Annotated in this window: 19 protein-coding genes and 1 tRNA gene; 12 read left to right on the top strand and 8 right to left on the bottom strand. The window is 36.9% G+C overall.

Features of this window, described 5'->3' with window-relative positions; all coding sequences use genetic code 11:
* Positions 1-273: 273 nt before the first annotated feature.
* Positions 274-408 carry a hypothetical protein gene (locus ACJZL1_RS06310; protein ID WP_419247205.1) on the top strand — a complete coding sequence of 45 codons (135 nt, stop codon included), beginning with the start codon at positions 274-276 and terminating at the stop codon, positions 406-408.
* A gap of 40 nt (positions 409-448) precedes the next feature.
* Positions 449-736, top strand: a complete 288-nt coding sequence (locus ACJZL1_RS06305) for a hypothetical protein (protein ID WP_265025998.1) — start codon at positions 449-451, stop codon at positions 734-736.
* Positions 737-751: 15 nt separating this feature from the next.
* Here ACJZL1_RS06305 and ACJZL1_RS06300 read toward each other — a convergent pair whose 3' ends face one another.
* The 3 genes from ACJZL1_RS06300 to cutA all read right to left on the bottom strand — a co-directional run bounded on the left by ACJZL1_RS06300 (position 752) and on the right by cutA (position 1,755).
* Positions 752-1,336 carry a hypothetical protein gene (locus tag ACJZL1_RS06300; RefSeq protein ID WP_419247204.1) on the bottom strand — a complete coding sequence of 195 codons (585 nt, stop codon included), beginning with the start codon at positions 1,334-1,336 and terminating at the stop codon, positions 752-754.
* An 18-nt stretch (positions 1,337-1,354) separates the two neighbouring features.
* Positions 1,355-1,429 (bottom strand) — tRNA-Gln (locus ACJZL1_RS06295).
* Complete coding sequence (gene cutA, locus ACJZL1_RS06290) at positions 1,420-1,755, bottom strand: divalent-cation tolerance protein CutA (RefSeq protein ID WP_419247203.1); 336 nt, start codon at positions 1,753-1,755, stop codon at positions 1,420-1,422. Before cutA ends, ACJZL1_RS06295 begins: the two co-directional genes overlap by 10 nt.
* Before the next feature lie 231 nt (positions 1,756-1,986).
* Here cutA and ACJZL1_RS06285 point away from each other — a divergent pair, with 231 nt between their 5' ends.
* The 3 genes from ACJZL1_RS06285 (at position 1,987) to ACJZL1_RS06275 (ending at position 2,889) form a co-directional block, all read left to right on the top strand.
* Positions 1,987-2,259: an IS630 transposase-related protein gene (locus tag ACJZL1_RS06285; protein WP_419247202.1), complete on the top strand. Its 273-nt coding sequence runs from the start codon at positions 1,987-1,989 to the stop codon at positions 2,257-2,259.
* A 311-nt stretch (positions 2,260-2,570) separates the two neighbouring features.
* A complete protein-coding gene (locus ACJZL1_RS06280; protein WP_265034670.1) occupies positions 2,571-2,687 on the top strand; it encodes a transposase in 117 nt (38 codons plus the stop codon).
* Positions 2,688-2,727: 40 nt separating this feature from the next.
* Positions 2,728-2,889, top strand: a complete 162-nt coding sequence (locus tag ACJZL1_RS06275) for a transposase DNA-binding-containing protein (RefSeq protein ID WP_341818659.1) — start codon at positions 2,728-2,730, stop codon at positions 2,887-2,889.
* 160 nt (positions 2,890-3,049) lie between these two features.
* Here the strand turns inward: ACJZL1_RS06275 and ACJZL1_RS06270 are convergent, their stop codons facing one another.
* On the bottom strand, positions 3,050-3,292 hold the full coding sequence (locus tag ACJZL1_RS06270; protein WP_419247201.1) for a hypothetical protein: 243 nt from the start codon (positions 3,290-3,292) through the stop codon (positions 3,050-3,052).
* 128 nt (positions 3,293-3,420) lie between these two features.
* Here ACJZL1_RS06270 and ACJZL1_RS06265 point away from each other — a divergent pair, with 128 nt between their 5' ends.
* Positions 3,421-4,419: a pyruvate dehydrogenase complex E1 component subunit beta gene (locus ACJZL1_RS06265; RefSeq protein ID WP_419247200.1), complete on the top strand. Its 999-nt coding sequence runs from the start codon at positions 3,421-3,423 to the stop codon at positions 4,417-4,419.
* A 5-nt stretch (positions 4,420-4,424) separates the two neighbouring features.
* Here the strand turns inward: ACJZL1_RS06265 and ACJZL1_RS06260 are convergent, their stop codons facing one another.
* The 3 genes from ACJZL1_RS06260 to ACJZL1_RS06250 are packed head-to-tail and all read right to left on the bottom strand — an operon-like array spanning position 4,425 to position 5,218.
* Complete coding sequence (locus tag ACJZL1_RS06260) at positions 4,425-4,784, bottom strand: TrbC/VirB2 family protein (RefSeq protein ID WP_265034666.1); 360 nt, start codon at positions 4,782-4,784, stop codon at positions 4,425-4,427.
* Between the two features lie 34 nt (positions 4,785-4,818).
* Positions 4,819-5,079 carry a hypothetical protein gene (locus ACJZL1_RS06255; RefSeq protein ID WP_419247199.1) on the bottom strand — a complete coding sequence of 87 codons (261 nt, stop codon included), beginning with the start codon at positions 5,077-5,079 and terminating at the stop codon, positions 4,819-4,821.
* On the bottom strand, positions 5,015-5,218 hold the full coding sequence (locus ACJZL1_RS06250) for a hypothetical protein (protein WP_419247198.1): 204 nt from the start codon (positions 5,216-5,218) through the stop codon (positions 5,015-5,017). The genes ACJZL1_RS06255 and ACJZL1_RS06250 overlap by 65 nt, the downstream gene beginning before the upstream one ends.
* Positions 5,219-5,233: 15 nt before the next feature.
* Between ACJZL1_RS06250 and ACJZL1_RS06245 the strand changes: the two genes are divergently transcribed.
* The 6 genes from ACJZL1_RS06245 (at position 5,234) to ACJZL1_RS06220 (ending at position 9,416) form a co-directional block, all read left to right on the top strand.
* Positions 5,234-5,431 carry a hypothetical protein gene (locus tag ACJZL1_RS06245; protein ID WP_419247197.1) on the top strand — a complete coding sequence of 66 codons (198 nt, stop codon included), beginning with the start codon at positions 5,234-5,236 and terminating at the stop codon, positions 5,429-5,431.
* Positions 5,416-6,372, top strand: coding sequence for an IS5 family transposase (locus ACJZL1_RS06240; RefSeq protein WP_264735368.1), 957 nt, complete (start codon positions 5,416-5,418; stop codon positions 6,370-6,372). The genes ACJZL1_RS06245 and ACJZL1_RS06240 overlap by 16 nt, the downstream gene beginning before the upstream one ends.
* Positions 6,356-6,595, top strand: coding sequence for a hypothetical protein (locus tag ACJZL1_RS06235; RefSeq protein WP_419247196.1), 240 nt, complete (start codon positions 6,356-6,358; stop codon positions 6,593-6,595). Before ACJZL1_RS06240 ends, ACJZL1_RS06235 begins: the two co-directional genes overlap by 17 nt.
* 525 nt (positions 6,596-7,120) lie before the next feature.
* Complete coding sequence (locus ACJZL1_RS06230) at positions 7,121-8,146, top strand: extracellular solute-binding protein (RefSeq protein ID WP_265026065.1); 1,026 nt, start codon at positions 7,121-7,123, stop codon at positions 8,144-8,146.
* Positions 8,147-8,351: 205 nt separating this feature from the next.
* On the top strand, positions 8,352-9,239 hold the full coding sequence (locus ACJZL1_RS06225) for an aspartate carbamoyltransferase catalytic subunit (protein WP_265026066.1): 888 nt from the start codon (positions 8,352-8,354) through the stop codon (positions 9,237-9,239).
* Positions 9,240-9,284: 45 nt separating this feature from the next.
* The gene (locus ACJZL1_RS06220) at positions 9,285-9,416 is read left to right on the top strand and encodes a hypothetical protein (protein WP_265026067.1); all 132 of its coding nucleotides are present in this window, start codon (positions 9,285-9,287) and stop codon (positions 9,414-9,416) included.
* A gap of 648 nt (positions 9,417-10,064) precedes the next feature.
* On the opposite strand, the gene ACJZL1_RS06215 is transcribed toward ACJZL1_RS06220, so the two are convergent.
* Positions 10,065-12,719 carry a 2-oxoglutarate dehydrogenase E1 component gene (locus ACJZL1_RS06215; RefSeq protein ID WP_419247195.1) on the bottom strand — a complete coding sequence of 885 codons (2,655 nt, stop codon included), beginning with the start codon at positions 12,717-12,719 and terminating at the stop codon, positions 10,065-10,067.
* Positions 12,720-12,912: the final 193 nt, after the last annotated feature.

Here is a 12,912-nt window from a genome sequence, read left to right as displayed (position 1 = left end):
ATTTGCAGGATTAGAGAGTGAACACTAATTACCACGGGGTTTCTTTGCCTTTTTTTCTGCTTAGTAAATTTCTTAAACATTTTAGCTAAGGTTAGTTGCACTTAAAAGCAGCTAAATTGCAGCGTTTAAGGCTTAAAAAACGCCAATACTGAAAATAGACAATGACCAGGGTTTCTTTTGCCTTTTTTTTCATTTGGTAAATTCCTTAAACATTTATGGCTAAACGACAACCGTCATCCCGCTACTTGTTAGCGGCCGAGATACCGCGGCGGTATGACGGTTCGTGGTGGTATGACGATAACCTCGTCATTCTGCTACGTGTTAGCGCCGCGGCGGTATGACGGTTCGCGGCGGTATAGTAACTCGTCATTCCGCTACTTGTTAGCGGGATCTGCTGTGGCGACATAAACTCAAATCATTTCAAATTTCAATCCAAAGAGGTATCATCATGTCAAACAACTTCAATTTCAAAGAATTTTTTCACCATTACGAAGCAAACAGTACGTCAGATGATATACAACGGTACTGTATACTGTGGAAATCAGTGATAGCACAGGCAATGACTGATGCAGCAAGTAACTGTAAAAAAACAGAAAGCTTGGTGGAAAAACGTAAAGCAATTTCTTGGTTGTCAGACTTTAGTCAAGATTTTGTGCACACATGTATATTGGCTGATTGTGATCCGGTATACGTAAAAAACAAAATACAGCCAATCTTAAAAAGCCTTACTAGATAAAGCCTTTTTATATACTCAATGAGGTTTACTCCTTTTACCGAAAAAAATATCATGCAATCTCCTATCTATAGTTTTCTCTATATCTTTGACTAATAGCTGCTTTATCATGTTTACTTTCCGCTTTGCATCTTGAGCTTGACGCTCATTGTTACCACTGTTATTGCTGTAATTATTCTTATCACTATAACTACTGCTACTTGGTTTACTACTGTTACTGAACTCACTACCCTTTTTTCTTCTTGTGATTATGAACTTGAGTATCTGCACTATCTTTTCCTTTAAAAAGGACTTCCAGCCTGTGCTAAGGAACAACTTATAGAGAAAATGCGGAGTAAGAAACGCCACTAATATTCGAATAGAAATTCCGTAACCGAGATCTTCCCTATTTTCATAATACCACTTGCAATATTGAAACAAACGGTAAAACGCATTTTTGAAAGAGCCAAATTCTACAGCATACCAAAAACCATTGCTGAGAAACATGAGCATAATGCTGGATATATAAAGATACATTGTGAAGAGAAACAGTTTCACAGTTATATCTTTTAGACTACCTAATATATAATTTAATAATCTTAATCTATAGAAAAGTGATATCATTTTACACCCACTTCAACATGGCTGGGGTGGAAGGATTCGAACCTTCGCGTGGCGGTATCAAAAACCGCTGCCTTACCACTTGGCTACACCCCAATACTACTTACATCAATAACACTATTAGCCCAATTAGTAAAAGATTTATTTGCTTTTTCTATGGACATCACAGCAATAGCTGGCTGATCATAAGAATGCATTGCTTCGATTTTTTCTACAATTTTATCAACTTGATCATTTTTGCTCTTCATAATTGCTACTACTTCACAACTATTACTAATTTTACCTTCCCATAAATACAGAGAATTCACTTCGGGAAATATATTGACACATACAATTAATTTCTCGTTTAACAATTCTTCAGAAACAGTTTTAGCTTCTTTAAAATTTGAAAAAGTTGTATAAACCAAAACTAAACTATTCATTAGAATCTATATAAACGCATTGCTACTATACTTCACTCAGGTTTATTCATCAAGAGAAAATAGATTAGATTTACTTCGAAATCCTGTCATTTCAGCGCGTGATGCTGGAACCTATAGCCAAAAGTTTACCTACAATCCGATAAGCAACAAATTCGTCATTCCGCTACTATAGTATTTCCCAAAACAAATGATAAAGGTATAATATGGAATTAATGAAATATGAGGTAAGTAATGGCATACAGTGTAGACTTAAGGGAGAAAGCTATCTCTTTGGTGGAAAGATGGAAGTCAAAATCTGAAGTAGCAGATCTTCTAGAAATAGGAATTGCAACCTTGTACAGATGGCTGAAAAAGAAAGGAAACGGTGAAAGCCTGGAGGCAGGAAAGAATGGAAGTTTTATTCGAAAAATAGATCCAGAAGTACTCAAAGAATATGTCAAAAAACACCCAGCTAGCAGAAATGAAACAAAATCTAGGATTTGGAATAAATTCAATTTGGTATAGGTTAAAACAGCTAAAAATAACCTTAAAAAAAAGTCACAGAACGTAGTCAAGAAGATAGGCAGCGCTTTACCGATAAAATCTCAAAAATAGACCACTCTAGCATTTTATATATAGATGAAGCAGGAGTTGATAATAGATTATACCGAGAATATGGACGAGCTCCAAAAGGAGAAAAAATATATGCTCTGGAAAAAAGCGAGAGAGAGTAAGTATAATAGGCGGATGAGAAGTTCATTGCACCAATAACTTTCACGGGAGAAAGAAGTATTTAATGCGTGAGATATTACTGCCACAGTTAAAGCGTGATAGTTATGGATAATGCTACATTTCATAAGACTCCTAAAACAAAGTCATTAATAGAGTCTTTTGGCTGTCATTTGTTGTACCTTCCAGCATATTCACCAGCTCACTTTTACCCACAAATATAAGAAGTGAGTAAGATAGATATTAAATAAAATTGGGACCAAAATGAATGAAGTAAGTACAAATGTGCAATATACTGATGGCTTAGGGGATAAATGGCTGGAAAGAGAGTTAAAACACGTTAACTTGGGGGATATAAGGCTTAATAAGAGACTTATTGAAACAAGCTATTGTATAGAGGGTAAGGCATCTGAATCAAAGCTGTAGTAGATGGAAAGAAGCCAAGGGTGCATACAAGCAATGAAAAGCTTAAGGATAAGGAAATTTATTTTTCCCATTATAAAGAAACTATGGAGAGAATAAAAGGAAATCAGTTTGTTTTTTCAGTTCAAGATACAAGTTCATATCTAAATGTGGTAAAAGTGGGCTAAAATGGCTGGTTTTGTATTATATTAAAACTATTATAAAGAAAAGTTCGAACAGATCTAGCAGTAGGGCACTGGGATGACACCTTTGTGTTTGAGGCAAAATCGGCTATAACACTTAACATACTGCCTTTGCAAACAAATGTTCGTACAGCTGTGTGCTTGACACTGGAATCTAGAAAACTTAATTGCAAGTAATGCATTGGGTTTGGTGAGTATGGGTTTTGCGTTATAGAATGAAGCACTGACCTTACCCATCACTGAATTAAAAGAAGTAGATATTCAAGCAACATAATGTTTGTAAAACTTAATTTGTACGCTTCCTAGTAATTCTGATATAGTTACTTTAGTTAAAGTCTACAAAAGTTTATAAATGGCAACCTTAAGTGTAAGAGAAGCTTTATGCACAGCAATCAGAGAAGAGATGCAAAACGACCCTGATGTGCTTATCATGGGTGAAGAAGTTGCAGAGTATGATGGTGCTTATAAAGTAACGAAAGGATTACTGAAAGAGTTTGGAGAAAACAGAGTAGTTGATACTCCTATTACCGAACATGGATTTGCTGGCCTTGCTGTTGGAGCGGCATTTGCTGGATTAAAGCCAATAGTCGAGTTTATGACTTTTAATTTTTCTATGCAGGCTATTGACCAAATTGTGAATTCCGCAGCAAAAACAAATTATATGTCAGGCGGACAACTTGGATGCCCTGTAGTATTTCGTGGACCAAATGGCGCTGCAGCAAGAGTTGCTGCACAACACTCTCAATGCTTTGCATCTTGGTATTCGCATATACCGGGGTTAAAAGTAATAGCACCCTATTTTGCCTCCGATTGCAGAGGTCTGCTTAAAGCTGCAATTCGTGACCCTAATCCGGTAATATTTCTAGAAAACGAAATAGCTTACGGACATGAACATGAAGTTTCTGACTCTGAGCTGTCAAATAAAGATTATCTACTTGAGATAGGCAAAGCTGCTGTTATACGAGAGGGAAAGGATGTAACTATCACTGCTTTCTCATTAAAATTAATGGATGCCTTAAATGCAGCAGATTTACTTTCTGATGAGGGCATAGAAGCTGAAGTTATTGACCTCAGAACCTTAAGACCACTTGACACTCAAACTGTTATTAACTCTATTCAGAAGACTAATAGGTTAGTTAGTGTAGAAGAAGGATGGCCATTTGCAGGAATAGGAGCAGAGCTGTCAGCCGTTGTCATGGAACAAGGATTTGACTACCTTGATGCTCCAGTTATGCGCGTAACTGGCAAGGACATCCCCTTACCTTACGCTGCAAATCTGGAAAAAAAAGCATTACCGCAAGTGGAAGATATAGTTGAAGCCGTGTATCAGGTCTGTTTTAGAAAAAAATAACCCTATTAGTTCTTTTTTGTAATATCTCCTATTCCACATCGTTCCATAAAAGAAGCATCTGTAGTGTTTATACTAGCCATTACTTTCGTGACAATAGCTTTAGCACCGAAAAATACAGCACAAAATACACCTAGCGCAAAAAGAGCTGGCCATGGCATTCTACCAAATATCGCAAGCAAAGCTGCACCTATTATCACTACGGTCATAAGCGGTCCGCCTATTCCCCAAACGTAGCCAATAATATTACATATTACTTGAGCAGTTGTGTCAGCATTAGTGTCAGCAGCAGCACTCCCAACATGAGAAAAAGAAATAAATAATACTATAAGAAAAATATTGAAAATTCTCTTGATTGTAGGGTTCATCCCTATACCTTAAACTTAGATATTGTAATTATATCTAAAATACTATAATTTTTAGTAAAACTAGCATAAAGATTGAATAACAAACGGTGCCACAAAAGTAGTTGATACACAACTGCACAAACATTGTAATATAGACATAGTAAACGATATTATTCCAGTGCTTGACGCTGGAATCCAGCTGAGTTGGTGAGTATAAAAGTATAGCTTCTACGTCATACCACCGCGGTATCTCAGCAGATCCCGCTAACACGTAGCGGGATGACGAGCTTATCATCATGCCGCCGCGAACCGTCATACTGCCGCAGACCGTCATACCGCGATTCATTCGCGGTATCTTTTAGCATAGATCCCGCTAACAAGCAGCGGGATGACGAGCTTATTGTCATGCCGCGGCGAACCGTCATACCGCCGCGGTATCTCTTAGCCGCTAACAAGCAGCGGGATGACGGTTGTCAGGGTGTCATCCCAGTGCCTTGACACATAGCTGTACAAACGTTTTTGGCTTGACTCACCAGTGGGTGTCATTCCAGTGCTTGACACTGGAATGGCTTTGTTGCATAGCAACCGAAAAAATCTGGTGGCTACTGACAAAATTCATTATAAATAACCATTTAACTGTTGAAGAAAAAATATGCCACAGAAAATGAAAGTCAGTAACCAAAACGAATATAACAAATTCCTTGAAAAAAGGGGAAATATTTTTCGTTACATCGATGAAGCTATCGAAAATTGGTATGAAAATAGTCCAAAAATGCAGGGCGGCAACTATATTTACAGTGATAAAGTCGTAATTTTGGTGCATATAATTGTCAATCTTTTTAGAATTGGTTTAAGACAAACGGTGGGGTTTATAAAAGGATATCTGCAACAAATAGGAAAAAATTTGGCAGTTATCAGCTATTCACAAGCATCAAGAAGGTTTAAAAAACTTAATATTAAGATAAATGATTGCAGGGTTGATAAAAGCAACATGGAAAATATTGAAATTATCATAGATAGCACAAGTATCAGCATTTACAGTAACACTCCTGGCCACAGTAAGGAAAACAGTGCAGATAGAAAGTACCGAAGCTACGAGCAAGTAAGAAAGTTACATGTTATGTTAAGTGTGAATAGTAAAAAAGCTATAGCTGCAAGATACAGTAATGGCGTCTACTCTGACCACTATGGAGCTTGCGATTTGCTTGAAGAAGTTAATTTTCAGCACAAAATAAAAGCATTATATGCAGATAGGGCATACGATAGGCACAAACTTTATAAATTGTGTAAGAAATACGATATAAAGACAAAAGTTCTACCAAAAAAGGATGCAGCAGAACATTCAAAAATAGATTATATGTCTGACAGAAATGCTGCTATTAGGTTAATAAAATTATATGGACAAGATGGTGTAAAAGAGTGGAAAAAGGAAGCAATTTATGGAAAGAGATCTTACATAGAAGGATTTTTCTCAAGGTTGAAGCAAGTATTTGGATTTAGCTTTAGGAATAAATCTGAAGTAAATCGTGAAAAAGAATTACTAATTAAGTGCTATTTGCTCAACAAATTCACTGATATTGGTATGGCTAAATTTGAAATCATTACATAAATTTGTCGTAAACCATCACTGCTTAAGGTGCTATGCAACAAAGCCCACTGGAATCCAGGTTGCTCACAAGCAAACTAGCATAGAAAGTGGTTACAACGTTTTCGATGAGATTGCAGGAAGGCTGGATCCCAATGTCAAGCACTGGGATGACACCCTACTAGCGGAAGTTACTCTCAAATGTTTGTTCATGTTAGCTATAAATATTAAGAAATTTACCAAATAAAAAAAAGGCAAAAGAAACCCCGTGGTTGGCTAATTACTTACATTATACTTTCAAGTATGGCGTTTTTTTATTCTAAACGCTTAATAACCGCGATTCAGCTGCTTTTAAACCGCAACTAATCTAAATTATAAACGTTAAGAAATTTACTAAACAGAAAAAAAGGCAAAAGAAACCCTAGGGTAGCTAGTTATTCACTATCCATTTTTTAAGTTGGCGTTTTTTGATGTTTTAAATGCTTTATAAGCGTATTTCAGCTTGTGTAGGTAAAAACCTAGAAATTTGATAAAGACATAAGGTGCACATAGTGCAAAAAATTAAACATGAGACGCCAAATACGTTGAGTTTTTTTGTCATTTAATCTGTACAGAGAAGATAAATAAATAGCTTCAGTTCCATGATAAGGGGGCTGGCGGAGTTTGTCAAGGAAGTTTTTGTAGCTCTCATGACTTATCTAACGAATTTTACACTTGCTAAGGTTGCGTTATTTGAGTATCTTCAACTGAAAGAAGTTATTTTTTATCCAATATGAAAAAAGCCTTTATATTCACATCCTTAATAGCAGTTGTATTAATAGTCATTACTTATTTATACAGAAACGACGGAACTAATGACTCACAAGTGGTAAATGTTTATTCATCACGTAAAGAGGAATTAGTACGTACTTTGTTTGATGAATTCACGAAAAATACAGGCATTAAAGTACGTTACATCATTGATGATTATTCTCAGCTACTTTCACGAATAGAAAACGGGGGTGAAGCTGACTTATTTTTAACTGCTGATGCAGTCAACTTAATTCTAGCAAAAAAAAGAGGGCTTTTATCTCAAGTGGATTCAGAGGTTTTAAAAAGTGTTATACCTGCAAGATTTAGAGACAGTGAAGATTATTGGTTTGGTCTTACAAAAAGAACTAGGATATTGGTTTACAATAAAGAGTCAGTAGACCCTAAGGACTTAAGTACTTATGAAGATTTAGCAAATGAAAAATGGAAAGGAAAAATATTAGTGCGTTCTTCTACAAGTCCATATAACAGATCGTTAATTGCTTTTATGATTGCAAATAATGGTTTTGAAAAGACGAAAGAATGGGTAAGCGGAATTGTGAGCAATATGGCAAGAAAACCAAGTGGTGGTGATACTGACCAAATTTACGCCGTAGCAGCTGGTGAGGGAGATGTTGCAATAGTAAACAGCTACTACTTTGCGAGAATTCTTTCATCAGAAAATAAAAAGAATGTTGCAGACAAGCTAGGGGCTTTTTTTCCTAATCGCAACGATCACGGTGTAATGGTAAACATCAGTGGTGCCGCAGTAACAAAAAACGCAAAAAACAGGGAAAATGCTATAGTCTTATTGGAATTTTTAGTAAGCAAGCAGGCTCAAGAGTTATACGCTAAAAAAAACCAAGAATATCCTATTATTGAAGGCGTTGAAACTTCCGATATACTAAAATCTTGGGGAAATTATTCACAAAGTGATTTGCCTCTAAGTGAACTTGAGAAGCATCTTTTTGAGGCTGTTATGATAGCGGATGAGTGTAAGTGGAAGTAATTCCCAGTGCCACCAAACACTGGGATGAAAGATTTATGCTAACCTTTTGCAGTACTTTGCTCTTGACTCGCTGAACTTTTCTCCAACTCAACTTTGACTTTACTATCTTTTCCCGTTCTTTCACCAAAACAATTGCTGCACAAGAGGTCTATTGAAAAACGATAGTAAGAAAGTAGAATAGGTTCAAGTAGTTGAAAAGGAAATTATGAACAAGAGAAGGAATTTGTTAAACATCTCAGACCTTACAGTCGATGATGTAGAAAATATAACTAAGTTGGCCAACCAGTACCTTAAAAAAGAAGCTGCAAATAGTCATATCTTGGAAAATAAGACAGTAATAAATTTATTTTTTGAAGATTCAACGCGTACACTTGCGTCTTTTGAAATAGCAGCAAGAAGCCTTGGAGCAAATGTTGTAACTTTGCCAATAAGATCTTCTTCTATTAACAAGGGAGAAGATCTAAAAGACATGATCAAAACATTAAATGCAATGAATCCTGATTACATGATAATCAGGCAAAAAAATAGCGGTACTGTTAATATGCTGGCTAAGAATGTTAGCTGCTCGCTAATCAACGCAGGCGATGGAAGCAGTGAACACCCAACTCAAGCTCTTGCAGATTATCTTGTAATCATCAATCATAAAAAGCAAATAAAGGACCTCAAAGTTGTGATATGTGGAGATATTCTGCACAGTAGAGTTGCAAGATCAAATATAAGATTGCTAAAAATGTTTGGAGCAAAAATATGCTTGGTCGCACCACCAACTTTGATTTGTAAGCATTTTCCTGAAGTAGATTCAGTCCATTATTCATTAATTGAAGGTATAAAGGATGCTGACGTAATTATGCTTTTGAGGCTGCAGAAAGAGCGCATGAATAATAGTTCTTCAGAGAAAGAATATTTTCATTTGTATGGACTTGATTCACAAAAGCTATCATACGCAAAACCAGATGCGATTGTTATGCACCCAGGGCCAATAAACAGAGGGATTGAGCTTAGCAGTGATGTAGCAGATTGTGTTATTTTACAGCAAGTAGAATTCGGATTGGCAATACGTAAGGCAGTGCTGCACTATTATAGGCCTTGTTAATATTAAAAGATGCTATACAACTAATGCAAAAAGGGGGGGCATGAAATGACAAGGCTTGTAAATGGTTTGAGAATGGCTGCTAAGATGTTAAGGCCGAGGATATGGTGTGGAAGTTTTTACGAAAGCCTGAAGTCAATCAACAACCTTGCAGAACGGCAAATTAGACGGCTATCGTAAAAACAGCTTTTTCACCTGGTCAGAACGTGGGGAAAGGTTCGTGGAAAGAATGTTGTCAATATTTTTGAATCACGTCTCAATGGCCAAAATCCCTTCCAAAAGTTACGGTATCCGTTCAGCCAATGGCGTCAACTTAAGGAAAAATATAAGCGATAGTGTGTAAAATTTCTCTCTAAATTTTTTATCATAAAATTATCCAAAGAGTGAAAAAAAACGCTGTTGTTTCTATAAAAAAGTTTAAAATGTGTCCTTTCTATAAGGAGACATGCAGAAAGGAAAAAATCTTATTTTACAAATTAAAAATACAATATACTCAAAAACTTTTCAGAAGATCCATAGGAGGGTTTGCTAATGAAGACTCTTAAGTTGACGCCATTGGCTGAACGGATACGACAGAACCACACCGGCTTCTATAGCTCCGCTTCTGTCATCCTATGGCTTACTGTACGAACATTGCAATATGGCACATAGTAAACGATGTCATTCCAGTCTGAAATCCAGCTTTTTCATAATCATCAAAACGTTGTATTTTAACATAAAACGGCTACTTTTATGCTTACCAACTTAATAAAGTTCCTGAATCCAAGTAGTCAGGGCACTGGGATGACACCACTTTTGCTTAAAAACCTCAATATTTGTACAATTGTGCTAGATTCCCTGCACAACTTGCTTCAAAATTTCCTCCTGTTGCTGAGCATGGACACTAGCATAGCCACATGCAGGAGATGCAGCAGCAGGTCTTGCAATGCACTTAGGCCTTTTTGCTTGAATATTGAGATTGGACAACACTTCTTCTATCAATGGGTTGACAAAAAACCATCCTCCCATATTTTTTGGTTCTTCTTGACACCATATAATTTCAGCGTTTTTGTACTTTTCAAGTTCACTGCTTAGTTTATCGGCAGGAAATGGATAGAATTGTTCTAAACGTATTATTGCTATATCGTTTACCTTTTGTACCTCACATACTTCAATTATGTCGTAATAAACTTTACCACTGCATATTACAACTTTACGTATTTTATCATTCGAAACTAAACCTGTTCTATATTCTGGGATTACCGTGAGGAATGTTCCTTCAAAGTCAGATAGGTTAGAAACTGCTCTTCTATGACGCAGTAGCGATTTAGGTGTAAACACTACCAGAGGCTTACGAAAGTCTCTATGCATTTGTCTGCGTAAGACATGGAAGTAATTTGCCGGAGTGGAACAATTAACTACCTGCATATTATCCTCTGCGCAGAGTTGCAAAAATCTCTCTATACGTGCGGAGCTATGCTCAGGTCCTTGCCCTTCATAACCATGAGGCAGCAACAAAACTAGACCGCTTGATCGCAACCACTTTGTTTCTGCAGATGCGATAAACTGGTCGATCATAATTTGTGCACCATTTGCAAAATCACCAAATTGTCCTTCCCAGAGCACCAGTGAATACGGAGAATCAAGACTATATCCATATTCAAAGCCCATTACAGCATACTCTGATAAAGCGCTATCTATGACCTCAAAGTGAGCTTGCTTTTCATTTATATTGTTTAGCGGAATAAACGCTTCTTCTGTTACCTGATCAACAAGCCTTGAATGACGGTGCGAGAAAGTCCCACGACCAGAATCTTGTCCTGATAAACGCACTTCTATTCCTTCTGTGAGCAGTGATGCAAACGCAAGACTTTCGGCAGTTGCCCAGTCTATATTACTACCGGAATTTATACTGTCTATTCTGCCATCAAGTATTTTTCTAACCTTATTGTTAATGTTAAAGCTACTTGGGATGTTGCTATTTATATGCACACCTAATTTTTTCAACTCATCTGGCGGAACACCAGAATCCGTGTAGTATTCGCTCAAATCGTTCAGCTTTGCTCTTCTTAATTTTGACCACACTCCACCGAACCAGTCAGCTTTTTTTGGAGTATAAGCCGCTGATTCAGCAAGACTTTTATCTAATTTTGCCCTGAATTCACTGCGTAATTTATTTACCTCATCACCGCTTAATACTTTCTCTGCAGTCAATTTTTCTTCATACAATGTTCCAGGAGTTTTATGTTTTGATATCAGCTTATACATAAGTGGCTGAGTGAAATTCGGTTCATCTCCTTCATTATGGCCGTATTTGCGGTAGCATATTATGTCAACCACTACGTCCTTTTTAAATTTCTGCCTATATTCCATCGCCAGACTTGCAGCAAAACTCACAGCTTCCGGGTTATCTCCATTAACGTGAAACACTGGGGCTTCTATTGATTTTGCTATGTCAGTGCAATAAAAAGAGGATCGTGCGCAGCATGGGTTAGCAGTAAAACCAACTTGGTTATTAATGACAATGTGCACAATGCCATCCACCTTATAGCCTTCAATATTGCTTAAGGTTAGAGTTTCAGCAACCACTCCTTGACCAATGAAAGCCGCATCACCATGAATTGATATGCCAAGCACAGATCTCATATTTTGCTTTGCTCTTATTCTTCCAGCCAAAACCGGATTTACCGCTTCAAGGTGAGATGGATTAGGGCATAAACTTAAATGTATTTTCTTACCACCAGCAAGTGTTCGATCAGAAGAGTAACCAAGGTGATATTTAACATCACCAGAAACCTCAAGACCACCCGGATATGCAAGATTGCCTTGAAATTCAGATAACATTGCGGAGTATTCTTTGCCCATAACTTTGGTTAGAACATTGAGTCGTCCGCGGTGAGCCATACCAAGGACTATTTCTTCAATACTAAAAGCTGCAGAATCACTAATAATTTTTTCAATAGCAACAATAGCTGACTCTCCACCTTCGATGGAAAAACGTTTATATCCAGGAAATTTCATATGGAGAAATTGCTCGAACATCTCAGATTCGATCAAGTGCCTCAGTATTTCCTTTTTATCTTGTAAACTCAGCGTATAGGTTTGATTTTCGATCTTTTCCTGCAGCCACATTCTCTCCTCATAAGAGGAAATATGCATAAATTCAAAGCCAATATTCTTGCAGTAAATATCTTTATAGATTCTAGTATCATCCGTAGGAGAAAGATTCGAGTATTTTTGATAATCTATTTCTTGACTTTCATTCGGTGATAACGGATTAAGGTCTGCAAAAAAATGGCCGTAAGACCTGAAAAAATTTGCTAAACTAGGAACTGAATCATCCACCTTAGTTGCATTGCAGGGCTCCGCTTTGTTAATTTCTAAATTGCTTGAAAAAATTCTATACCAATCTTCCCCGATTGATTTATCGCCCTGTAGATAACGGCTATACATTTCTTCCACAAATTCTGCATTATCACCATAAAGGCAGCTTAAATTCGACATAATCACTATAAAAAGTATCAAATACTTATAAGTATAACTTAAGTTTTTTAAAAAAGAACTTTTTTGATGCCCGCGAATTAAGCTCACGACTGCACAAACATCATGATTTGTAGGTAATCCGCGTAGCAGGCGATGTCATTCCAGTGCTTGACACTGGAATCCAGCCTTTCTGCAATCTCATCGAAAACGTTGT

Origin of the sequence: Wolbachia endosymbiont of Rhagoletis indifferens (genome assembly GCF_048537595.1) — a bacterium.
GTDB lineage: Bacteria > Pseudomonadota > Alphaproteobacteria > Rickettsiales > Anaplasmataceae > Wolbachia.
Note: the sequence above shows the minus strand (reverse complement) of the source record. Positions and strands in the feature narration are given on the sequence as shown.

Coding starts and splice junctions, on each gene's coding strand:
- ACJZL1_RS06310 (WP_419247205.1), top strand. CDS start 274: ATGACGGTTCGTGGTGGTATGACGATAACCTCGTCATTCTGCTACGTG.
- ACJZL1_RS06260 (WP_265034666.1), bottom strand. CDS start 4,784: ATGAACCCTACAATCAAGAGAATTTTCAATATTTTTCTTATAGTATTA.
- ACJZL1_RS06215 (WP_419247195.1), bottom strand. CDS start 12,719: ATGTCGAATTTAAGCTGCCTTTATGGTGATAATGCAGAATTTGTGGAA.
- ACJZL1_RS06305 (WP_265025998.1), top strand. CDS start 449: ATGTCAAACAACTTCAATTTCAAAGAATTTTTTCACCATTACGAAGCA.
- ACJZL1_RS06280 (WP_265034670.1), top strand. CDS start 2,571: ATGGATAATGCTACATTTCATAAGACTCCTAAAACAAAGTCATTAATA.
- ACJZL1_RS06265 (WP_419247200.1), top strand. CDS start 3,421: ATGGCAACCTTAAGTGTAAGAGAAGCTTTATGCACAGCAATCAGAGAA.
- ACJZL1_RS06285 (WP_419247202.1), top strand. CDS start 1,987: ATGGCATACAGTGTAGACTTAAGGGAGAAAGCTATCTCTTTGGTGGAA.
- ACJZL1_RS06300 (WP_419247204.1), bottom strand. CDS start 1,336: ATGATATCACTTTTCTATAGATTAAGATTATTAAATTATATATTAGGT.
- ACJZL1_RS06275 (WP_341818659.1), top strand. CDS start 2,728: ATGAATGAAGTAAGTACAAATGTGCAATATACTGATGGCTTAGGGGAT.
- cutA (WP_419247203.1), bottom strand. CDS start 1,755: ATGAATAGTTTAGTTTTGGTTTATACAACTTTTTCAAATTTTAAAGAA.
- ACJZL1_RS06225 (WP_265026066.1), top strand. CDS start 8,352: ATGAACAAGAGAAGGAATTTGTTAAACATCTCAGACCTTACAGTCGAT.
- ACJZL1_RS06255 (WP_419247199.1), bottom strand. CDS start 5,079: ATGACGGTTCGCGGCGGCATGATGATAAGCTCGTCATCCCGCTACGTG.
- ACJZL1_RS06220 (WP_265026067.1), top strand. CDS start 9,285: ATGACAAGGCTTGTAAATGGTTTGAGAATGGCTGCTAAGATGTTAAGG.
- ACJZL1_RS06230 (WP_265026065.1), top strand. CDS start 7,121: ATGAAAAAAGCCTTTATATTCACATCCTTAATAGCAGTTGTATTAATA.
- ACJZL1_RS06240 (WP_264735368.1), top strand. CDS start 5,416: ATGCCACAGAAAATGAAAGTCAGTAACCAAAACGAATATAACAAATTC.